Origin of the sequence: Streptomyces sp. SID14515 (genome assembly GCF_010548505.1) — a bacterium.
GTDB lineage: Bacteria > Actinomycetota > Actinomycetes > Streptomycetales > Streptomycetaceae > Streptomyces > Streptomyces caviscabies.
Genome location: NZ_JAAGMH010000130.1, coordinates 138821 through 160734, shown reverse-complemented (window position 1 = coordinate 160734; position 21914 = coordinate 138821). Strand labels below are relative to the sequence as shown.

At 73.6% G+C, this 21914-nt stretch carries 17 protein-coding genes and 1 pseudogene; 8 read left to right on the top strand and 10 right to left on the bottom strand.

The features are described 5' to 3' along the window. From G3I54_RS39840 to G3I54_RS31310, 3 genes and pseudogenes are all read right to left on the bottom strand, one after another. Positions 1 to 331, bottom strand: a pseudogene (locus G3I54_RS39840) (hypothetical protein); the annotation flags it as partial. A 119-nt stretch (positions 332 to 450) separates the two neighbouring features. After that, positions 451 to 897, bottom strand: coding sequence for an SRPBCC family protein (locus G3I54_RS31315; RefSeq protein WP_164619544.1), 447 nt, complete (start codon positions 895 to 897; stop codon positions 451 to 453). A 64-nt stretch (positions 898 to 961) separates the two neighbouring features. Continuing rightward, a complete protein-coding gene (locus tag G3I54_RS31310) occupies positions 962 to 1813 on the bottom strand; it encodes a DeoR/GlpR family DNA-binding transcription regulator (protein WP_164619542.1) in 852 nt (283 codons plus the stop codon). Positions 1814 to 2072: 259 nt separating this feature from the next. On the opposite strand from G3I54_RS31310, the gene G3I54_RS31305 reads away from it, so the two are divergent. Further along, positions 2073 to 4532 carry a hypothetical protein gene (locus G3I54_RS31305; protein ID WP_164619540.1) on the top strand — a complete coding sequence of 820 codons (2460 nt, stop codon included), beginning with the start codon at positions 2073 to 2075 and terminating at the stop codon, positions 4530 to 4532. Here G3I54_RS31305 and G3I54_RS31300 read toward each other — a convergent pair. The 4 genes from G3I54_RS31300 to G3I54_RS31285 all read right to left on the bottom strand — a co-directional run bounded on the left by G3I54_RS31300 (position 4499) and on the right by G3I54_RS31285 (position 9263). Then, a complete protein-coding gene (locus tag G3I54_RS31300; protein ID WP_164619538.1) occupies positions 4499 to 6943 on the bottom strand; it encodes a right-handed parallel beta-helix repeat-containing protein in 2445 nt (814 codons plus the stop codon). The two genes, G3I54_RS31305 and G3I54_RS31300, sit on opposite strands and share 34 nt — an antisense overlap. Before the next feature lie 219 nt (positions 6944 to 7162). Beyond that, entirely contained in the window at positions 7163 to 7771 is a 609-nt protein-coding gene (locus tag G3I54_RS31295; protein ID WP_164619536.1) for a hypothetical protein, read from the bottom strand. Positions 7772 to 7809: 38 nt separating this feature from the next. Next, positions 7810 to 8637: an MOSC N-terminal beta barrel domain-containing protein gene (locus G3I54_RS31290; protein WP_164619534.1), complete on the bottom strand. Its 828-nt coding sequence runs from the start codon at positions 8635 to 8637 to the stop codon at positions 7810 to 7812. Positions 8638 to 8774: 137 nt separating this feature from the next. After that, positions 8775 to 9263 (bottom strand): DUF6643 family protein, encoded by a 489-nt coding sequence (locus G3I54_RS31285; protein WP_164619531.1) that lies wholly within the window; start codon positions 9261 to 9263, stop codon positions 8775 to 8777. A 482-nt stretch (positions 9264 to 9745) separates the two neighbouring features. Here G3I54_RS31285 and G3I54_RS31280 point away from each other — a divergent pair, with 482 nt between their 5' ends. Beyond that, positions 9746 to 11092 (top strand): TerD family protein, encoded by a 1347-nt coding sequence (locus tag G3I54_RS31280; protein WP_164619530.1) that lies wholly within the window; start codon positions 9746 to 9748, stop codon positions 11090 to 11092. Between the two features lie 45 nt (positions 11093 to 11137). Here the strand turns inward: G3I54_RS31280 and G3I54_RS31275 are convergent, their stop codons facing one another. Continuing rightward, a complete protein-coding gene (locus G3I54_RS31275; RefSeq protein ID WP_164619527.1) occupies positions 11138 to 12319 on the bottom strand; it encodes a glycosyltransferase in 1182 nt (393 codons plus the stop codon). Positions 12320 to 12377: 58 nt separating this feature from the next. Here G3I54_RS31275 and G3I54_RS31270 point away from each other — a divergent pair, with 58 nt between their 5' ends. The 4 genes from G3I54_RS31270 (at position 12378) to G3I54_RS31255 (ending at position 16040) form a co-directional block, all read left to right on the top strand. Then, entirely contained in the window at positions 12378 to 13160 is a 783-nt protein-coding gene (locus G3I54_RS31270) for an aspartate/glutamate racemase family protein (protein ID WP_164619525.1), read from the top strand. A gap of 70 nt (positions 13161 to 13230) precedes the next feature. Then, positions 13231 to 13818, top strand: coding sequence for a hypothetical protein (locus G3I54_RS31265; protein ID WP_164619523.1), 588 nt, complete (start codon positions 13231 to 13233; stop codon positions 13816 to 13818). Between the two features lie 116 nt (positions 13819 to 13934). Continuing rightward, the gene (lnt, locus tag G3I54_RS31260; protein ID WP_164619564.1) at positions 13935 to 15524 is read left to right on the top strand and encodes an apolipoprotein N-acyltransferase; all 1590 of its coding nucleotides are present in this window, start codon (positions 13935 to 13937) and stop codon (positions 15522 to 15524) included. A 33-nt stretch (positions 15525 to 15557) separates the two neighbouring features. Further along, complete coding sequence (locus G3I54_RS31255; protein ID WP_164619521.1) at positions 15558 to 16040, top strand: NUDIX domain-containing protein; 483 nt, start codon at positions 15558 to 15560, stop codon at positions 16038 to 16040. A gap of 4 nt (positions 16041 to 16044) precedes the next feature. On the opposite strand, the gene G3I54_RS31250 is transcribed toward G3I54_RS31255, so the two are convergent. Beyond that, the gene (locus tag G3I54_RS31250; protein ID WP_164619519.1) at positions 16045 to 18105 is read right to left on the bottom strand and encodes a neutral/alkaline ceramidase; all 2061 of its coding nucleotides are present in this window, start codon (positions 18103 to 18105) and stop codon (positions 16045 to 16047) included. 214 nt (positions 18106 to 18319) lie between these two features. Here G3I54_RS31250 and G3I54_RS31245 point away from each other — a divergent pair, with 214 nt between their 5' ends. Further along, positions 18320 to 19273, top strand: a complete 954-nt coding sequence (locus G3I54_RS31245) for a 5'-nucleotidase (RefSeq protein ID WP_164619562.1) — start codon at positions 18320 to 18322, stop codon at positions 19271 to 19273. Between the two features lie 19 nt (positions 19274 to 19292). On the opposite strand, the gene G3I54_RS31240 is transcribed toward G3I54_RS31245, so the two are convergent. Further along, entirely contained in the window at positions 19293 to 20744 is a 1452-nt protein-coding gene (locus G3I54_RS31240) for a hypothetical protein (RefSeq protein ID WP_164619517.1), read from the bottom strand. A gap of 384 nt (positions 20745 to 21128) precedes the next feature. Here G3I54_RS31240 and G3I54_RS31235 point away from each other — a divergent pair, with 384 nt between their 5' ends. Next, positions 21129 to 21914, top strand: a complete 786-nt coding sequence (locus G3I54_RS31235; protein WP_164619515.1) for an SAM-dependent methyltransferase — start codon at positions 21129 to 21131, stop codon at positions 21912 to 21914.

Genomic DNA, 21914 nt, shown 5'->3' with positions numbered 1-21914 from the left:
CCCGCAGCCGCACCCACCCGTACGCCGCGCCCGAAGGGCCCCGGTCCTGCCCCGCGGCGGGTGCGGGCTCCGCACCCGCCGCAGCGCCGGACCGGCGGGACTGGGCCGGAACGCGCGGGCTCCGCACCCTGCTTCCGGCCGGGGGCAGGGCCCGCTGGACGAGGGCGTGGGCGGCCAGGACCCGGCGGTGCCGGCCGAGCGCCGGCGGCAGGACGACGTAGGCGAGCCGCACCAGACGGGGGTAGTGCTCCACGAGGGCGGCCTCGGCCTGCTGCACGCCCGTGCGGTCGGGGCGTACGTCGGTCCGCTGCTGCGGTTGATGGATCGGCATGAAATGGGTGCCTTCCGGGGCCGTGGCGGGATGTCATACCGACAAACGAGTCAATCGTGTGACGGTCACATCGCCTGCGGCTCCGGCGCTCCTGCCGGTCGCCGATGGCTCCCGCGGTTCTACCGGTCGCCGGGGGAGGCGAGCAGGGCGTCCAGGACCCGGCCGAACATCCGCCGCCCGGTGGAGGCGAGCAGCGGATCACCCCACCGGGGCACCAGCCGCACCCGCAGTTCCTCGACCCAGACCACATGGGAACCGGAATCCGTGGGCAGCACGTCGATCGAGGCCCGGCCCAGCACCACCGACCCCCGCTTCTCCAGCAGGCAGACCCCGGCCCGGCCCCCGGCCGGCGGCGTCCACCGCACCACTTCCATCGGATCGTCGAACGCCAGCGGGCCCAGCCCCGTACGCGCCACGAAGACCGTCCCGAGCTGCGAAGGAAGCCCCGTCGGCACCGAGATCGCGGTCAACGGCACCTGCGCGGCGTGCCGTTCCCAGTCGGTCACCCGGCGCCAGGCCTCGGCTGCGGGGAGAGGGGAGAAACGCTCGATCCGGAAGACGGCCACAGCCCGATCCTATGGGGTGTCCGACCGCCCCGCGGCGAGCCGAACGGAACGAGCGGGACCCGCGTCAGCCCTCGGTGACGGGCGAGGCCTCCGCGGGATCGTCGCCCGCCACCAGCAGACCCGGCAGATGTTCCTCGATCTCCGCGCGCGTCCGAGGCGTCAGTCCCGCGTCCGTGACGAACGTGTCGACCTCCTCCAGCGCGGCGAAGGAACTCAGGCCCACCGTGCCCCACTTGGTGTGATCGGCCACGACCACGATCCGGCGCGCCGCCCGGACGAAACGGCGGTTGGTCTCCGCCTCCGCGAGATTGGGCGTCGATAGCCCGGCCTCGGCCGAGATCCCGTGCACCCCGAGGAACAGCACATCGAAGTGGAGGGAGTCGATGGCCCGGTCCGCGACCGGCCCCACCAGCGAGTCCGATGGCGTGCGCACCCCGCCCGTCAGCACCACCGTCGCCGCCCCGGGCCGCGCGCCGCGCCCCCCGGCCGGACGCTGCGCGTCGTGGAACACGTCCGCCACCCGCACCGAGTTGGTCACCACCGTCAGATCCGGCACGTCCAGCAGATGGCGGGCCAGCGCGAAGGTCGTCGTCCCGCCCGAGAGCGCGATGGCGCTGCCGGGCACCGCCAACGCCGCCGCCGTCCGCGCGATGTCCTCCTTGGCGCTCAGCTCCAGCGCCGACTTCGCCTCGAACCCGGGCTCGTGCGTACTCGCCTCGACGACCGGGACCGCACCGCCGTGGACCTTCTCGATGACGCCCTGGCGGGCCAGCGCGTCCAGATCCCGGCGGATCGTCATGTCGGAGACGTTCAGCTTGCGGGTCAGCTCGTTGACCCGGACCCCGCCACGCCTGCGTACCTCGTCGAGGATCAGCGCACGGCGCTGCTCCGCGAGCAGGTTCTGATTCTCGCTCAACGCCGGGTCCGGTCCTTCCCTCTGCCGTACGGTCCGCAGCGGCCTGCGCGACACGCTCATCCTGCCACGCAGGCATGTCCGGCGTATCACCTGGGGAGATTCCGTGAGACCGCTCACGCACCCGCCCCGTGCCCGTAATCCTGGGGACCGTCCGGCGGGTCACCACGCCCGGAGCCCACGGCGTCCCGGCCCCGCCCCACCCGCTCCTGTGCACATCCACGTCGGCCGCGAGGCCGACGCGCCCGAGAGAGAGTCCGCCTTGGCTCCTGCCGCCCCGCCCCCGCACCCGCCTGCCGCCCCGTCACCGCAGCACACCGGGACCGCACTGGAACTGCTCGTTCACGGCGTCGGCGGCGCCACCCCGCAGGAGATGCTGGGCGACCCCCGCACCGTCCGGGTCACCGGGGACACGACCGCCGCCGTGTACCGGCGCACCGAGGACGCCCACGGCGAGAAGCACCCCGAGCGCTACCGGGACGAGCCCGTCGCCGAGGCGTACTGCTGGTCCGGCCTCACCTCCGGCAACGGCTCCCGCGCCCTGTGGCTGCTGCTCCTGCCGTTCATGGTGGTCAACCTCGCCCACTGGATGCGCCCGACCGCCACCGGCCGCACCCGCGCGGTCCGGCTGTACGGCGTCCTGGTGCGGCTCGTCGCGCTCAGCCTCACCGTGCTGCTCACGGCGGCCGCCTGCGAAGTCGCCCTGGACCTGCTGGCCTGGCAGTGCGCGGGCGCCGAGGCCTGCGCCGAACGCCGTTCCTGGCTCGGCTTCCTGTCGGCCCATCAGGGCGGCTGGTGGTCCCAGCCCGGCCGCCGCCTCGCCCTGGCGGCCCTCGTTCCCGCGGCCCTGGTGGGACTCCTGTGGTATCTCTCCAACCGGACCTGGAGCGCGTACGAGGCCCAACGCCCCTTGGACGGCGGCGAGATCGACGCCCACGACCCCGACGGCTCGCAGGAGGCCCACGGCCCCGGCGCACCCGACCCGGACGGAGACGGGGCCGTCCGGCCGCCCGCCCCGGTGCGCCCCGCGCTCGGCAGGCCCGGCTTCTGGTACGGCCGCCGGCTCGTCGCCCGGCTCCGTGCCGCCCACACCGCGGCCGGGTTCCTCACCGTCGCCGCGGCCGTCGCCGGCGCCGCCGCACGCCACGACCGCGGCGCCGGAGGAACGGTGCCGCAGTTCCTCGGCGCGGCCGTCGAGGGCGGCATCGCCCTGTGCGCGCTCGTCGTCGTCTGGGTCGTCTGCCGCCGGGGCCGCAGCGAACGCACCCGCGACACCCGGCTGGACGCCGCCCTCATCACCTATCTGCCCGGCTCCGCCCTCGCCCTGCTCGCCCTCTCCGTCCTGTTCGCGTCCTGGTCGCGCCCGGACTGGCAGTCCTCCGGCAGCCTGCCCGGCGAGACCACCTTCCGGCTCCTCGCCCTCGGCCAGGGCGTCCTCGTCGTCGCCCTCGCCGTGGTCGCCCGGGGCCTCTACCGGCGCACCCCCGAACCCCGCACCATCCTGTACGGGCTCGGCGGCCCCGCGGTCGCGATGCTCGCCTGCGCCCTCGGCGGCGTGATGACCGGCGGCGTGGCCCAGCGCGTCGCCGACTGGCTCGACGGGTCCGGGACCCCGGGCATGGGCCACGGCACCGACATCGCCGGGCCACCGGTCCTGCTCAGCTGGCAGGCCTCCGTCATCCCGGTGCTCCTGCTGCTCCTGCTCGTCCCGGTCCTGGTGCTGGTCGTCCGCACCGCGCGCACCGCCCGCCGCCTGGGCCCGGTCGTCGAGGCGGAGTACGCCCCCGAACCGCCCGACGCGGGCCGTACCCGCCGCATCGCCCGGATCCGCGCGACCGCCGCCCTCACCGACTCCGCCCCCTGGATCGTCGGCGTCGTCTCCGCCGCCACCCTGCTGCTCGGGGCGGGCGCGATCGCCGGCTCCTGGCGCAGCGACGAGGTGCCGGGCCGGGCCGCCGACGGGAGCGGGCCGCTCCTCGAATCGTTCGCCGAGGCCGCCCAGTCGACCGGCTCCTGGCTGATCGGCTTCGGCTTCATACTGTTCGTCGCCGGCGGCCGCCGCGCCTACAAGGACGCCTCGGCCCGCCGCACCATCGGCATCCTCTGGGACGTGGGCACCTTCTGGCCGCGCGCCGCCCACCCCTTCGCGCCCCCGTGCTACGCCGAGCGCGCGGTCCCCGACCTCGCCTCCCGGATGTCCGCCTGGACGACCACCACGCCCCGGGGCCGGCTCGTCATCTCGGGCCACTCGCAGGGCAGCGTGCTCGCCGCCTCCGCCGTCTGGCAGCTGCCCGACGCGACCCGCCGCCGGGTCGCGCTGCTCACCTACGGCTCGCCCCTGGAGCGGCTGTACGGGCGGTGGTTCCCGGCCTACTTCGGCCCCGACCCGCTGCTCGGGCTGCACCGCTCGGTGCACTGCTGGCGCAATCTGTGGCGGGCCACCGACCCGATCGGCGGCCCCGTCCGCATCTGCGCCGACCCCGACCCGGGCGTCGACCGGGGCCCGCTCAAGGACCCGCTGGCCTACGGGCGGACCACGAAGCTCCCGCTGCCCGAACCGATCCTCGGGCACTCCGACTACCAGGCCGACCCGGCCTTCGCCGAGGAGCGCGCCGCCCTCCTCGACGAACTGGGCCCGCTGGTGCCCCGGCAGACCGGCAGCGAGCCGGTCCGGCCGGGGGAGGGGCTTCAGAAGGGCAGCTCGGGGAGGTCCTCCGGATAGAGCAGGGTCAGGTCGTCCGTGCTCGTCTCGGCGAGCTGGGCGACCCGGCCCGCGTGCCGCTCCACCATCGACTCGAAGGTCTGCCGGGCGGTGCGGCCGTTGCCGAAGGCGGGCCCCTTGGGGAGTTCGGTGAAGTACTTCAGCAGCGCCTCCCCGGTGCCCTCCGCCAGGCTGTACTCATGCTCCTCGGCCTGCTGCTCGACGATCCGCAGCAGCTCCTCGGGGAGGTAGTCGCTGAAGGTGATGGTCCGGGAGAACCGCGAGGCCACCCCGGGGTTGACGGTGAGGAACCGCTCCATCTCGTGGGTGTAGCCCGCGACGATCACGACCACCGCGTCCCGGTGGTCCTCCATCAGCTTCACCAGGGTGTCGATGGCTTCCCGCCCGAAGTCCCGGCCGGAGTCCTCGGGGGAGAGGGCGTACGCCTCGTCGACGAACAGCACGCCGCCGCGCGCCCGGTCGAACGCCTCCTGGGTCCGGATCGCCGTCGAGCCGATGTGCTCGCCGACCAGGTCGACCCGGGACACCTCGACCAGATGGCCGCGCTCCAGCACCCCGAGCGAGGCCAGGATCTCCCCGTACAGCCGGGCGACCGTGGTCTTGCCCGTACCGGGGGAGCCGGTGAAGACGAGATGACGGCGGACGGACGCGGCCTTGAGCCCGGCCTCCTGACGGCGGCGGCCCACCTCGATCATGTCGGTGAGCGCCCGCACCTCGCGCTTGACGCTGTCCAGGCCCACCAGCGCGTCCAGTTCGCCGAGGACCGCCGAGGAGTCCCGCGCGGGCTCCGCCGCCGGAGCCACCGGTTCGGGCTCCACGGCCCGCTGGCCGGGCATGGTGTTGAGCAGGCCGGGCGTCGACTGCGTGGCCGTCAGCACGGCGGGGGCCGGAGCCGGAGCCGTACGCAGACCGCTCTCGTCGCTCGTGCAGTCCGTGACCACCGGGCCCGAGCCCCCGGCCCCGTCGCCCGTCTGCCCGGCGAAGCCCTCGGGGAACTCGTAACCGCCCCGCGCGCACCGCTCCGTACGGCAGCGGGTGAGCGTGGTGCGGCAGCCGTCCATGACGTGGAAGCCGTAGCCCTCGCTGCCCGTCACCCGGCAGCTGTCGAAGGTGCCCCGACCCTCGGCCGAGACGTAGAACCCCGCCTCGGCGGGCGAGGTGACCGTGCAGCGCTCGATGGTCGGATCCGCGCCCTTGGTGACGATGACGCCGGTCTGGGCGGCGTCGATGGTGCAGTTGTTCAGCGTGCCGCCGCTGCCGTGGTCGCGGAACCAGGCGCCCGTGGACGCCTCCCGGATCCGGCAGTCGTCCAGCTGGGCGGTGGCCCCGTCGCTCACGGAGACGGCGGTGTTACGGATCTGGGAGAGGTCGCTGTCCACCACGTCGGCGCGCGAACCCCGGTCGAGGACGAACAGGGCGTCGGGCACGTCGTGCACCCGGCAGGCGTCCAGTATCACCGTCGCGCCGTCGCTGACCCAGACCGCCGGATAGTCGCCGGTGCTGTCGTGGATCTCGCACTGGTTGGCGTCGACCCGGGTCCCCGGATCCCAGACCGAGAGCCCGTTGCGGCCGAAGCGGCGGACCGTGGAGCGGGTCAGGGTGAGCACCGAACGCGACCGCAGGTCGACGGCGTTCTCCGGAATGTCGTGGATGTCGCAGTCGGCGAGCGTCAGCACCGCGTCGGTGTCCAGCGTGACGCCGTCCGCCGAGGTGCGGTGCACCGTGCAGTCGGTCAGATGGGCCGAGGCGCGGGCGGTGACCTGGATACCGCTGCCCTTGATCTCGTACACCTCGCAGCCGAACGCCTCCAGACCGCTGCCCTCACCGGTGACGCCGATGCCCGCCCCGGACGCGTGGTGGATCCGGCAGCGGTCCAGGCGCGGATGGCCCCCGTCGCGGACCGAGACCCCGGACTGGCCGGCCGAGACGATCTCGCACTCCTCGAACACACCGCCCGCACCGTCCAGCACGGCGATGCCGACCCCGGCCGGATTGTCGACCGTGCAGCGCCGCACGGTGGGCCGGGCCGCGCCGCGCACCTCGATGCCCGCGGCCGACCGTGTCACGATCCGCAGGTCCGTCAGCTCCGCCGTGCCGTCCTCGACCAGCAGCGCCGGAGCCGCCGAGTCCTGGCCCTCGACATGGAGGTCCTGGATGACCGCGGAGGCGCGCACGGTCAGCGGTACGCCGTCGACCGGCGCGATCCGCACGGAACCCACCGAGCCCTCGGGGCCGCGCAGCGTCACCGCGCGGTGGACGACGAGGTTCTCCCGGTAGGTCCCGGGCGCGACGGTGAGGACGTCGCCGTCGGCTGCCGCCTCCAGGGCCGCGGAGAGGGAGGCGTACTCGCCCGTGCGGCGGCGCCATCGCGATGTTCCGGTGTGCGTCACCTGGACCGTGCCCTGTGCCATGGAGTTGCTCTGCCCCCACCTCGTGCTGTGCGCTGCCTCGGGTCCGTCCGTCGCCGGGGAGGCGGACGGGGTCGGACCACCGTAGCGCGCGTGAGGGGCGGGAGTTGACGAGTCGGCCCCGCGGAGCGATGTTGCCGGAGGCCGGCTCCGGTCATCTCCGGTCGGGTCCCGTCGTCTCCGCTCGTCTCCGGTCGTCTCCGCTCGGGGGAGGGGCCGTGGTCAGCCGCTCGTTCCCGCCCTGCCCCAGTCCGGACCGGCCGCGGCCCACTCCCGGTCCAGCCGCGCGTACCGCCGCCGCACCATACGTCCTACGGTCAGCCGGCGGCCCGCCTCGACGCATCCGGCGGCGAGCAGGAACGTACCGATGCCGGCCAGCACCGCGTGGGTGCGGGCGGTGCGCCCGTCCATCGGCGGCGGAACCGGGAAACCGGTCGCGTCCGTCCAGATCCGCACCGAGGCCCCCGGGGTGCCGGGCCGCGAGGAGGTGGCCACCTTTCCGGAGCGCGGACTGCCGTCCGGGGCCTGCCAGGAGGCCATCACCCAGGTGCGCGCGGCCCGTTCGGAGCCGCCCTCGGGATCACCGGCGAACCGTTCCCGCTCCGAGAGCCCGCCCACCACGACCGCGTCGACGGGGTGCCGCTCCGCGTGCTGGGCGCGCACCGATCGCTGGAGGGAGGCGTCGGCGACCGCCCCGCCCGCCCAGCCGGCGGCCGGGGCCCCGACCACGAGGAGTAGCAGCGCGCCGAGCGCCACCCAGGCCTCGCGGCGGTCGGTGGCACGACGCAGCGGACTGCCCCGCCCGCGCAGCAGCGCCCACAGCACCCACACGCCCGCGCCCCCTTCCCCCGGTGCCTCTTGCGGCGATTTTATCGATCGAGGATCCGGACGGGGTCCCCGACCCGGATCACTCCCGTCCCCTCGGGGATCAGATTCTGGCCGAAGACCAACTGCTTGCCGAACCGGCGGTGACGGGCCAGCGTGAGCAGCGGCTCCCTGCCCCGCTCGGCGGTGTGCTGGTCGGTCGTCGTGATCACACAGCGGCCGCAGGGCTTGGCCACCGTGAAGACGACCTCGCCGACGGCGATCCGCCGCCAGTCGTCCTCCGCCCAGGCCTCGGTCCCGCCGATCACCACGTTGGGCCGGAAGCGGTCCATCGGCAGCGGGCCCTCCTCGGGCCGGTCACCCTCGGCGACCAGGGCGTTGAGGGCGGCGAGCGAGGCCGTGGTGGTCAGCAGCAGCGGGTAGCCGTCGGCGAAGGAGACCACGTCGCCGGGCCGGCCGAAGAGAGGATCGACGGGCCTGCGGTGCGCGGGATCGTCGAGATGCACGAGCCGGACCTCCGTACCGAGGACCGCGCTCAGCCAGTCGTGCGCGTCACCCGGCGCCTCCGCCACCTCCAGCGTGTCCCGGTGCAGCTCCACGGTGAGCGTCCGGCCCGGTTGCGGCGTCGCCACCGGCAGGGTCGGGTGGCCCGGTGCGGACAGGGCCACCCCGCCGCCCGGCAGCATCTCGGCCGAGATCCGCGCCATGGACGGCTGTTGACGCTGTGTGACGGCCCTGGACGCCTTGTCGATCAGCATCCAGCGGCGGTCGCCGTCGAGTCCCCATGGCTCGACGGCGACCGTGTCGCAGGCGCGCGAGGCGAGCGACTTGACCGGATGAATGTGGACGGACCGGAGCACGGGAAAGCTCATGCGCCCATCCTGCCAGCACCTTCCGGACTCCGTAGGCGTGGTTTTCCGGGGCGTCGGCCGCACACCCATGTGCCCTGGGCGTGGGCGGATTGCCCCGGTGCGTCCCCCGGCGCACCTCGCCGTACCGGAGTCGTCGGTCAGTACCCCCGGCTCTGGTACGGCCGGTTGTACGGGTCTTCGTACGGCGACTGCGCCGGCGCGGGCCGCGGCGAGGCCGGGCGCATCGCCTCGTACCCGGTGGCGGGCGCGGGCCGCTGCGGCTGAGGCTGCTGCGGATAGCCGCGGACCGCCGAGGGCTGCTGCGGGATGTACGGAGCGGGCGCGTGCTGCAGCTGGGCCGACGGCATCGGCGCCTGCTGCATCGGCGCCTGCTGGTACTGCGGCATCATCGGCTGCTGCTGCGGGTAGCCGTAGGAGCCGGACTGCTGCGACGGGGCCGCGGGCAGCGCCGGCAGCGCGGACGGCAGGGCCGGCAGGTAGCTGTTGCCGGTGTCATAGGCGGCCGGCACACGGATGGGAGCGATCTGCGGGGTTCCCCGCTCCGCGACCAAGGAGTCGTAGATCGGAGTGTCGGGGAACGACGCGGCGTAGTAGCCGCCGCCGAAGGTGGAGCGGGGGGACGTCATGCCACCTAAGTTAAGCCCACGATGAGCTGGATGGGGAGCCCCAATCTTTGGGTTATCCGTTTTACGTTGGTTCTGTGCTCCCGGCTCGTCAAAGCATCGTTAAAGCCTTCGTTAACGGCAGAGGTCTTTCCGCCGGTCGCCCAGGCCCACACCGCCTGGGCGGGGCCCGAGCGGACGGGCGTCCGCGACCTCGCCGAAGTGGAGTTCTTTCGATCATCGTCCGACGGCCCGAATTCCTGGCAGCCCCGTCTCTCCGTGAAATGCCGTATCGCCTCGGTGTGCAACGCGGCCCCGCGCAGTCTGTCCTCCGGCCATCGCACTCCGTTTCCTGGAAAGGGAAGTGACGGATCATCATGCGATGCCGCCGTGGAAGCGGAGTCGGTGCGGCAGGATCCGCGGCGGACCCCCGGGTGGGTGCGGCGCTCCGCACGGGAGGTCGGGGATTAGGTTGTGGGGAAGGCCTGCGGGCAGCCGGACTCGTGATGGGGGCGAGCATGACCATGCAAAAGGGAACCAACGTTCCGGTGCCGGCCGGCACCGTGCGCGTCGCGGTGGGATGGCACACCGCGCCGGGCACGCCGGACGTCGACGCCTCCGGGCTCCTGCTGGTGGCGGGCAAGGTCCGCAGTGACGCGGACTTCGTCTTCTACAACCAGCCGGCCCACGCGTCCGGCGCGGTCCGGCACGAGGGCAAGCAGACCGCCGCCGACCGCGTCACCGACACTCTCCTCGTCGACTTCGGCAAGGTCGAGCCCGGGATCGAGCGCATCGTCGTCGCGGCCTCGGCGGACGGCGGGACGTTCGGCCGGGTGAGCGGACTCTCCGTACGGATCACGGACGCGGCGAACGGCGCCGAGCTGGCCCGCTTCGACAGCACGGACGCCACGGTCGAGACCGCCTTCATCCTCGGTGAGCTGTATCTGCGCCAGGGCGTGTGGAAGTTCCGCGCGGTCGGGCAGGGCTACAGCACCGGCCTCGAAGGCCTGGCGACGGATTTCGGCATCTCCGTGGACGAACCGCAGCAGGCCGCACCCGCCCCGGTCGCACCGCCCGCCCCGCCCGCACCGCAGACCCCGGCCGCCCCGTCGCCGCAACCATGGCCCGCCGCCCCGGCCCCCGCCGCCCCGCCCGCACCGCAGACCCCGGCGCCTCCCGCCCCCATGCCGCCGGCCCCGCCCGCCCCGGCCCCCGTACGGCTCACCAAGGTCACGCTGACCAAGAGCGCGCCCTCCGTCTCGCTCGCCAAGCAGGGCGGCACCTCCGGCGCGCTGCGCGTCAACCTCAACTGGGAGGTCCGCAAGCAGTTCAAGGGCTGGGGGGCGAAGCTCGGCCGGGCCGTCGCCATGCACGCCGATCTCGACCTCGACCTCTGCGCGCTGTACGAACTCGCCGACGGCCGGAAGGGAGTCGTGCAGGCACTCGGGAACGCGTTCGGTTCGCTGAGCGCGCCGCCCTTCATCCATCTCGACGGCGACGACCGCACCGGCGCGCTCTCCACCGGCGAGAACATGACCATCAACCTCGACCACAAGAACCTGCTGCGGCGCGTCCTGATCTTCGTCACCATCTACGAAGGCGCCCGGAGCTTCGCCGACCTCCACGCCACGGTGACCCTCCAGCCGCAGAACGGCGCGCCCATCGACTTCTCCCTCGACGAGTGCACCGTGCCCTCCACCGTCTGCGCCCTGGCCCTGATCACCAATGACGGCGGCGACCTCACCGTCCAGCGCGAGGCCCGCTACCTCGTCCCGGAACGGGGCATCAGCCCCCAGCGCACCATCGACGCCGCCTACGGCTGGGGCATGAACTGGACGCCCGGCCGCAAGTGACCCGCCCCCGCCGCGCCCGGACCGGCCGCCCGCCTGAGAACGGACTCACCGGTCGGGCGCGGCCTCCGGGCGCGCGTACGTACGGCCCTTCCAGGCCGCGCCCCGCCCCCGGTAGTGCTGCACCGCCGAGTCCACCGTCATCAGCAGGTACAGCACCGCCGTCAGCGGCAGCAGCGGGCCCAGCCACAGCGACTGGCGGTAGTACGCCAGCATCGGCAGGTACGTCGCCGTCATCACCGCCCACGCCGCGCCGCCCGCCCAGGCCGCCGCCCCGTCACCCGTCAGCACCCCCGCCACCAGCGTCGCGGGCGGCGCCACGTAGACGAGCAGCAGCCCCGGCACCGTCCCCGCCAGCAGCAGCGGGCTGTGCCGCAGCTGCGCGTACGCACTCCGCGCGACCATCCGCCACAGATCCGCCAGCCGCGGATACGGCCGCACACTGTCCACCCGCTCCGCGAGCCCCAGCCAGATCCGGCCGCCGCTGCGCCGCACCTCCCGCGCCAGCGACACATCGTCGATCACCGCCTGCCGGATCGACTCCGGGATCCGCGCCCGCTCGGCGGCCTCGGTGCGCAGCAGCACACAGCCCCCGGCCGCCGCCGCCGTCCGCGACCCGGCCCGGTTCACCCGGCGGAACGGGTAGAGCTGCCCGAAGAAGTAGACGAACGCGGGCACCACAAGACGCTCCCAGACGCTCTCCACCCGCAGCCGCGCCATCTGCGACACCAGGTCGAAGCCGCCCTCGCCCCCGGAGCCCGCCGCGGCCACCAGATCGCGCAGGCTGTCCGGCTCGTGCGCGATGTCCGCGTCGGTCAGCAGCAGAAAGTCCGGCTTGTCCCGCCGGGCCACCGCGATCCCGTGCCGCAGGGCCCACAGCTTGCCGGTCCAGCCCTGCTCCGGCTCCCCGGGCGACACCACGGTCAGCGGCAGCCCGCCGTACCGCGCGGCCAGGTCCCGGGCCAGCTGCCCGGTGCCGTCGCTGCTGCAGTCGTCGACGAGGATGATCCGGGCGTCCCCCGGATAGTCCTGGACCAGCAGTGACGGCAGGCTCACCGGCAGCATCTCCGCCTCGTCGCGGGCCGGCACCACCACCGCCACCGACGGCCAGCGGGCCGGGTCGGTGCGCCGGGGGAGCCGCTGGTCCGTCCGCCAGTAGAAGCCCTGGCCCAGCAGCAGCCACACCCACGCGATCAGCGAACCCACGGCGATCCAGGCAACGGCGCTCATCCGCCGAAGTCTGCCCCACTGAGCCCGGTCCGCAAGGGCTGTCGGCTAGGGTGACCGGGTGAAGATCGCGCTCATGGACTCCGGAATCGGCCTGCTGGCGGCAGCGGCCGCCGTGCGCCGCCTGCGGCCCGACGCCGAACTCGTCCTCTCCTCCGACCCCGGCTCGATGCCCTGGGGCCCCCGCACGCCCGAGGACGTGACCGCCCGCGCACTGGCCGTGGCCCGCGCCGCGGCGGCCCACCGGCCCGACGCGCTGATCGTCGCCTGCAACACCGCCTCGGTCCGCGCCCTGCCGGCGCTCCGCGCCGAGCTGGAGCCCGCCCTGCCGGTCATCGGCACGGTCCCCGCGATCAAGCCCGCCGCCGCGGGTGGCGGCTCCGTCGCCATCTGGGCCACCCCGGCCACCACCGGCAGCCCCTACCAGCGCGGACTGATCGCGGACTTCGGCGGCTCCGCCGAGGTCACCGAGGTCCCGTGCCCCGGGCTCGCCGACGCCGTGGAGCACGGCGACGAGGCCGGCATCGACCGGGCCGTCGCGGCGGCCGCCGCCCTCACCCCGCCCGACGTCCGGGCCGTCGTCCTCGGCTGCACCCACTACGAGCTGGTCGCGACCCGGATCCGCGACGCGGTCCAGCGGCCCGGCCGCCCGCCGCTCGCCCTGCACGGTTCCGCCGGAGCGGTCGCCGCCCAGGCGCTGCGCCGGATCGGGGCCGACCCCGCCCCGACGGCCGAACCCTCCGGCACGCTCACCGTGCTCCTGGGCGGCCGCCCCGGAGCCCTCCCGGAAACCGCCCTGACCTACGCCGAGGGCCGGATCCTGGCCGCCGCCCCCGTCCGCTGACCGTACTTCTCGCCCGATCGGCCCTGCGCATCCCCGGCCGGGAGCCCGGAACGCGGCTACGCTGCTGAATATGACGGACCACCCCGAGAGTGCGAGGCACGGGTCGAGCCAGGCGCCGCCCACGGAGTGGAACGGCCGCGCCACCAACCGCATCCAGTGGCTGCTGGCCCTCGCGGGCGCGGGCTGTGTGGCGCTCGGCATCGAGCTCGCCGTCGACGGCGCCTGGACCTCGGGCATCGCCCCGCTGCTCATGTCGGTGATCGGCTGCCTGGCCGCCGGACTCCTGATCCTCTTCGGAACGCTCGCCTTCGTCCATGTGTCCGTCAAGGTCGACGGGGACAGCCTGGAGGTGCGCTGCGGCCACGCCGGGCTGCCGCGCCGCCGGATCCTGCTCAGCCATGTGACGGGCGCGGACTTCGTCCCCCGGATCAACCCGCGCCATTGGGGCGGCTGGGGCTACCGCTGGCGCCCCGAGCAGGGCACCGCCGTGGTGGTCCGCAAGGGCGAGGGCATGGCCCTGCGCCTCGGCGACGGACGGGTCTTCACGGTCACGGTCGACGACGCGGAGACGGCCGTACGGTTCATCCGGCAGCGCCTGCACCTGCCGGCCACCGGCAACAGACCCGGCAACCGGCCCGGCAACCGGCCCGGCGACTGAGCGCGTCGCCCCGCGCCGCCGCGGAGCCGGGCGGAGCCGCCCGCGTCCCGGTCCCGCGCAGGTCAACGCCGCCGCTCACAGCCGCCCACCGTAGACTCCGCCGGGTGAGCGCCACCATGACTCCCGTCGACGACCCGCCGCCCGCCGCAGCACCCCGGGCCGCCGGACTGCTGCCGCGGCTCCTCCGCCCGGCCGCCGCCGTGCTGTCCGGGCTCCTGCTCTACGCGAGCTTCCCGCCCCGGCCCCTGTGGTGGCTCGTGCTGCCCGGATTCGCGCTGCTGGGCTGGGTGCTGCACGGGCGCAGGCTCCGGAGCGCCTTCGGCCTCGGCCTCCTGACGGGCCTCGGCTTCATGCTGCCGCTGTTGCACTGGACCGGTGAGGACGTCGGCCCGGTGCCGTGGCTGGCCCTGGCCGCCGCGGAGGCGCTCTTCATCGCCGTGGGGTGCCTGGGCATCGCCGCGGTGAGCCGCCTCGCGTACTGGCCCGTGTGGGCGGCCGCGGTCTGGGTCCTGGACGAGGCGGTCCGCGCCCGGATCCCGTTCGGCGGCTTCCCCTGGGGCAAGATCGCCTTCGGTCAGTCCGAGAGCGCCTTCCTGCCGCTCGCCGCGCTCGGCGGCACCCCGCTGCTCTCCTTCGCCGTCGTGCTGTGCGGCTTCGGGCTCCACGAGGCCGTGCGCCAGTTCGCCGCGTACCGGAGCACCGGAAAGATCCCGCGCGCCGCCGTCGCCGGGGCCGCCGCGAGCGTGCTCGTACCGATCGCAGGGGCCCTCGCCGCACTGCCCCTGGTCGACGACTCGGCGGAGAACGGCACGGCCACCGTCGCCGCGATCCAGGGCAACGTGCCGCGCCTCGGTCTCGACTTCAACGCCCAGCGCCGCGCCGTCCTCGACAACCACGCCAAGCGCACCACCCAGCTCGCCGAGGACGTGAAGGCGGGCAAGGAGAAGCAGCCCGACTTCGTGCTGTGGCCGGAGAACTCCTCCGACCTCGACCCCTACCTCAACGCGGACGCCCGCCAGGTCATCGACGACGCCGTCAAGGCGATCGGCGCCCCCACGGTCGTCGGCTCGGTCGTCGAGAAGGGCTCCGACAGCCTGCGCAACACCCTGATCGAGTGGGACCCCGACCGGGGCCCCGTCGACACCTACGACAAGCGGCACATCCAGCCGTTCGGCGAGTACATGCCGATGCGCACGGTCGCCCGCTTCTTCAGCGAGGACGTCGACCGGGTGCAGCGCGAGTTCGTCCCCGGCGGCGAGGTCGGCGTCTTCGACCTCGCGGGCACGAAGGTCGGGCTCGTGACCTGCTACGAGGCCGCCTTCGACGACGCCGTACGCGACACCGTGACCCACGGCGGCCAGATGATCGCCGTGCCCAGCAACAACGCGACCTTCGGCCGCAGCGAGATGACCTACCAGCAGCTGGCCATGTCCCAGGTGCGGGCCGTCGAGCACGGCCGGGCCGTCGTCGTGCCCGTCACCAGCGGGGTCAGCGCGGTGATCCGACCGGACGGCACGATCGTCGAGAAGACCGGGATGTTCACCCCCGACGCGCTCGTCGACGAGGTCCCGCTGCGCTCCTCGCTCACCCCCGCCACCCGGATGGGCCCGCTGCCCGAGGGCGTCATCGCGCTGCTGGCCCTGGCGGGCCTCGGCTGGGTGAGCGTCTCGGCGGTCCGGGCACGCCGGAGCGGGGGGACCGCGTAGGAGCGGCCGATCCGGCCACGTAGGCTCGGATCCATGGCTACTCCCGACTTCATCCGTGAGATCCGCGCCACCGCCGGGCATCAGCTGCTCCTGCTGCCCGGGGTGACGGCCATCGTCCTCGACGACGAGGGCCGGGTGCTCCTCGGGCGGCGCGCGGACACCGGGAAGTGGTCGGTCATCGGCGGCATCTCCGAGCCGGGCGAGGAGCCGGCGGCGACGGCGGAGCGCGAGGTGCTGGAGGAGACCGGCGTGCACTGCGTGGCCGAGCGGGTGGTGCTCACCCAGGCGCTGGAGCCCGTGCAGTACGCCAACGGCGACCGCTGCCAGTATCTCGACGTCACCTTCCGCTGCCGGGCGACCGGCGGCGAGGCGCGGGTCAACGACGACGAGTCGCTGGAAGTGGGCTGGTTCCCGCTGGACGGGCTCCCGCCGCTCGGCGAGTTCGCCCTGTTCCGGATCAAGCAGGCCCTCACCGAGGGCCCCGCCTGGTTCCAGCCCACCCCGCGCGCGGACTGACCGCCTAGCCGACCGTGAAGGCGCCCGTCGCCCCGGTGAACGGCGTGATCCTGCCCAGCAGGTTCTTCGCGTCCCCGTGGTGCACGATCCGGTAGCTGCCGGGCGCGGTGTCCGCCGCGATGTCCCAGGTGATCGTGGCCTTCGAGGTGCCGGTCAGACCGTTGAGCCTGCTCCAGCGGTACGTGGTCTCCCAGTCACCGTCGTCCAGCACCCGCTTCCAGACGCCGTTCTCGAGCCGCTGCACCTCCAGGAAGGTGGAGCCCCGGCGGACGTTGTTCTTCGGGTGCCCGGTCGCGAACTCGACGGTCGCGGTGGAGCCGCGCGCGTACGAGGCCTCCGGGGCCTTCAGGACCCCGCCGAACGCCTTGCCCGAGGGCGGGTTGTCGTACACGACCCCCGTCTGGAAGGTGAACTGCCGCGCCGACTCGTCCGGCGGCGCCGTGCCCCGCTCCGGGTCGGTGCCCTCGCGCAGGGACGTCGCGATCCGGTCGTACTCCTGTTGGTAGGCGGGCAGGGTGTAGCGGCCGTACAGCGTGGAGCCGCCCTCGTAGTTCTGGGTGTCGTACTCCTCCGGCGTCGTGACGTACTGGCTGTAGGCGTTGGCGTACCCCTGGAGCAGGACGCGGTCCAGCGGGACGCCCAGCCGCTCGGCCACCGTGCGGCGCACGCGCAGACCCGAGGTGATCGTGAACTCGCCCGGGGCGGCCACCAGATGCAGCTCGCCGATCTTCATGATCTGCAGCGGAAGGGTCTTCGGAGTGACTGGGTGGACGTTGCTCAGCAGGCCGGTCGGGATCAGGCTCGCCTTCGGGTACTGGCAGGTCTGCAGCCAGGACGGGGTGTCGATGCGCAGCGCGTCGATGATGCCCGCGACCGGGGTGCGGGTGCCCTCCTCGAAGCCGGGGATCGCCGGGCCGTCCTCGACGCTGCCGGCCAGCGTGGACGCGCCCACGACGGCGGGGCAGGTGCGGTGCTCCTTGCCGTCCGGGGTGTACTCCGGGCGTACGGTCACGTTCTCCATGTCGACGTAGGCGAGCTTGGAGTCGACGCCTCCGGCCACCGGCCGGGCGGCGTCGTAGATCTCGCGGGCCTTGTCGAGCTGCCGCTCGCCGATGATGCGCGTGTTCTCGAACTCGTCCTCGGTGGGGCCCGACCCCGGCCTCAGATTGAGGTTCGGCGACATGTCGCCGGCGTTGGTGTTGGGGAAGGCAGCGACGAACCCGGGGGAGTCGTCGAGATAGCGCACGCCCTCGTGGTCGTGCTCCCAGGCATAGGCGGCGTAGCCCTTGTTGTCCGGGCTGATCAGCGTGTTCTTGTTGGTGATCGAGGTGTTGTGGGTGGCGAACCAGCTGATCGCGCCCGCGTCCTTGTCGCCCTGCTTGAAGCGCAGCACGGTCATCGCCGGGTCGATCGCGTCGGGGAAGGCCGCCCGGTCGGCCGCCGGATTGCGGTCGAACGCCTCCCGCGAACGGTTGACGCTGGCGTTGGTGAGCGTCCCCGTGCCCAGGCTCATCGTGCCGGGCTTCAGGTCCTCGTGGGCCTTCGCGACGGAGTCCGTGATGCCGTCGACGATCGCCCGGTAGGTCTCCTTCTGGAAGCCGAGGACGGAGAGGTTGTAGGCGACGTGGTGGGAGTGTCCGCCGGGCCCCGAGTGGGTGTGGGTGGCCGACAGCAGGACGTTCTCCTCGTCGTACAGGCTTCCGTAACGTTCCTTCAGCCGGGAGATGACCCCCTGCTGGACGGACTGGAAGATCATCGCGAGGTCGGCGTTGACGTACACCACGCGCTTGCCGCTCGACCGGTCGACGACGACGAAGGCGCGCGACCGCTGGCGCTGGTGGATGCCCGAGGTCTTCTGGTCGAAGCTGGAGTAGCCCATCATCCCGGTCTCGGCGGCCTCGCCCGTGACATCGGCGATGCCGCGCCCGACGAGATAGTCCCCGTCGTCGGCGGCGCCCGAAGCGGAGGCGGGGGAGGGGGCGCCGAGGGTGACCGCTCCGAGGGCGGCGGCGAGCACCGCGACGGGGAGCCTGCGCCGGGAGCGGCGGGTGGTGGGGGGTGGCATGGAACCTCCTGGGGCGGGAGACGGGTTGCCCGGGCCCGGTCGGCGGCTCACCGAGGTGGAGGGGCCGGGGCAGTGCCCCGACCGTAGAGGAGTGTGACCTGCGTCGCATAGATGTCTACCGGCCAGTAAAGAGGAACCTGGCCCGTGCGCGAACAGCCGTGCGACGGTGCGATAGTTGGGGCGCGTCGGCAAGGTGCTGACCGGAGGGAGTGCCGTGCACTACGAACTGGCCGACCGGCTGGTCATCGGGATCGCGTCCAGCGCTCTCTTCGACCTGACCGAGTCGGACGCCGTCTTCCAGGAACAGGGCGAGGAGGGCTACCGCGCCTACCAGGAACAGCACCTCGGCGACCGGCTCCGCCCGGGGACCGCGTTCCCCTTCATCCGGCGTCTGCTGTCGCTGAACGACCTGGGCGAGGTGAACGACCCGCTGGTCGAGGTCATCGTCCTGTCCCGCAACGACCCCGACACCGGACTGCGGGTCATGCGCTCCATAGAGAGCCACGGCCTGCCCATCAGCCGGGCCATTTTCATGCAGGGCCGCTCGCCCCACCGGTTCATGCCCGCCCTCAACATGTCCCTGTTCCTGTCGGCCCACGAACAGGACGTCCGGGAGGCGGTCGCCGCCGGGCTGCCCGCCGGACACGTCCTGGGCGCCCCCTACGAGGACGACGCGGACGACCACGACCTGCGGATCTCCTTCGACTTCGACGGGGTCCTGGCCACGGACGCGTCGGAGCAGGTGTTCCAGGAGGGCGGGATCGAGAAGTTCCGCGCCCACGAGGTCACCCACGCCGGGGTTCCGCACGACGCCGGGCCGCTGCGGGACTTCCTGGCGAACGTGAACCGGATCCAGCAGCGCGAGGAGCAGGAACGCCGGAAGAATCCCGACTACCGGACCCGCCTGCATGTCTCCATCGTCACGGCGCGCGACGCGCCCGCGCACGAGCGGGCGGTGCAGAGCCTCAAGGGCTGGGGCGTGACCGTCAACGACGCGTTCTTCCTCGGTGGCATCGACAAGGGCCGGATCATGAAGATCCTGAAGCCGCACATCTTCTTCGACGACCAGCAGGGCCACCTGGAGAGCACCTCGCGGACCACCCCGAGCGTGCATGTGCCGTTCGGGAAGCTCAACGAGCTGGTGGCACCCGAGGCCCCGGACGCCTGAGCGCTTACGCGCGGGGCGGTCAGGCTCGGCCGGTGCCCTCCGGCCGGTGCACCGTCACCTCCCCGTACGGGGAGAGCGCGGCCGGCAGATCGACGGCGGTGCCGCGCAGGGTGGCGTCCAGGAAGGACAGGGTCGCGCCTGCGGTGATGCGAGGGCCTTCCGTACGGCCCAGGGAGCCGATGACGCCGGGCACCGGCGGCAGATAGAGCGGGGCGTCCGTGAAGGTGAGGTGCGCCGCCCCGGGCACGGTCAGCCGGTAGCTCGTCGTGTCGCTGAGCTCCAGCACCCGGGTCAGCCGGGGCAGATAGTCCGGGTCGGTTCCCGGCCCGATCTCCTGGGTCAGAGCCAGCACGGGCTGCTCGAAACGACCGCCGACGGGCCCGTGCGGAAAGCCGTCCAGATCGACGACCGCGTCGAACCGGCGGTCCTGACGGGCCGCCTGCAACGCTGCCGCGCCGCCGAGCGAATGCCCGGCCGCCGCGGCCCGCCCGGTGTCGAGCCGCCCGGCCAGCGGCCCCTCGACCTCGCCCCGGTCCAGCCGCTCCAGCCGGCTGAGCACCGCCCGCAGGTCACCGGCGCGCGTCCGGGTCCACCCCTCCGCCAGGGCCCGGTCCTTCGCCCGGTCGCCGGTGGCCGAGACCCGGGTGCGGAGGGTCCGCCCGTCCGACAGGACCACGGCGGCGGAGTCGTACGGATGGTCGACGGCCGCCACGACATAGCCGTGGGAGGCCAGTTCCTCCGCCCAGGCGGTGTTCTGGGTGCGCACACCGCCGAGCCCGGGCGAGAACAGCACCACCGGGAAGCGCCCGCCGCCGTCCGCCACGGGTGCACCGGGCACCGCGTGGCTCCGGGAGCGCGGCAGGGAGTCGAGCAGGAATCCGGGGACCCCCGCGTAGTCCGCCAGCCCCGCGGAGACCGTACGCGCCTCCGCCTCCGTACGCCCGAGGTACGGCGCCCGCCGGGCGTCCGGTCCGCTCCGGCCGGCGGGGTACCAGAGCTGCACCACGAGGGTGCGCGGCTCCACGTCCCGGCCGGCTCCGGCGGGACGCGCGGACCACTCCAGCCTCTCGGTGCCCACCGGGAAGTCCCCCGACGGCGCGGGGAACCGCGGTACCGGAAAGGCCCATACGGACACCGGCCCCGCCGCGACGAGCGCCGCGCACACCGCGGAACCCGGCACCGCCAGCCACCACCGGGCCCGCCACGGTGTGCGGCCGGAGCGCCGGGCCAGCAGCGGAGCGAGCACGAACCCACCGGCGACGGCCGCCGCGACGACCACCGGGACCAGCTGCCAGCGCAGCCCGGTCACGACGAGGACGGTCACCGACCCGGCCAGCCACGCTCCGGCGGCGAGCGCGGCCGGTCCGCGCAGCCGGTCGGGGAGCCAGCGGGCCGCTACGAGGACGAGGGCGCCGAGCACCGTGAGGGCTTCCGGGGCGGACAAGGGCAGCCCCGCGGTCGGTTCGGTCATGCGAACATCGTCCGGCCGGGCCGCGGCCCGCCGCATCGCGCTCACGTCGTAACCGTGTGCGACCTGAGACGCATACGGCGACGGCGCATGTCATCCCGTACGCGTATCTCACCGCACCGCACCGCACCGCCCGGTCCGGCAGGGCCCGGCCGGGGAGCGGACGCCCCTCGACTGCGTACTGATGGTCACGGTCATGATGCGCAGAATGACTATGGGCGGGAAGCTGCGGGGTGCGTCGCGCCAGGGCCGCTGAGCCGGACGGACGAGTGCCGCGGCCCCGTCTCCACCGCGCGCCGCCGAACGGCGGGGTACGGTCGCCACCGGGGCCCCGACCAGGGTGAATCCGGTCAACGGCCGTGCAGGGACAGCGAGTAGAGGAGAGACATGAGCGTCGACGACGACGAATTCCGCCGCAGCATCCGGTCCGATGTTCCCCACTCGGCGCGCGTCTGGAACGCGTGGCTGGGCGGCAAGGACCACTACCCGGTGGACCGGGAGCTGGCCGAAGTGGTGAGCGCGGCCTACCCGCAGATGGTCGACATCGCCCGCGCCTCGCGCGCGTTCCAGATCCGCGCGATCCACTATCTCGTCTCGGTGGGAGTACGCCAGTTCCTGGACGTCGGGACCGGGCTGCCGGTGGCGAACAGCACCCATGAGGTGGCGCAGAGCATCGCGCCCGAGTCGCGGATCGTCTACGTGGACAACGACCCGATCGTCCTCGCCCACGCCGAGGCCCTCCTGACCAGTGCCCCGGAGGGCCGCACGGCCTATGTGGACGCCGATCTGTCCGCGACGGACACGGTGGTGGACGAAGCGGCGAAGACGCTCGACCTGTCGGAGCCCGTCGCCGTGCTCCTGCTCTCGACCCTCGGGCACCTCGTTCCGGCCGAGGGCATCGAGATCGTCCAGCGGTATCTGGCCCGGATGCCGTCGGGAAGCCATCTGGTGCTCTGTGACACGGTGAAGACCCCGCAGACGCTGGCGGCCCAGGAGGCGTACGCGTCGGGCGACAACCCGCCCTACCTCGTCCGGGAACCGGAGGAGATCACCGGCTGCGCCGAGGGCCTGGAGCTGGTCGAGCCGGGCTTCGTCCCGATCGACCGGTGGCGGCCCGAGGAGGACGACGCGGTGCCGGTCGACCAGTGGGGCCTGGTCGCCCGCAAGCCGTAA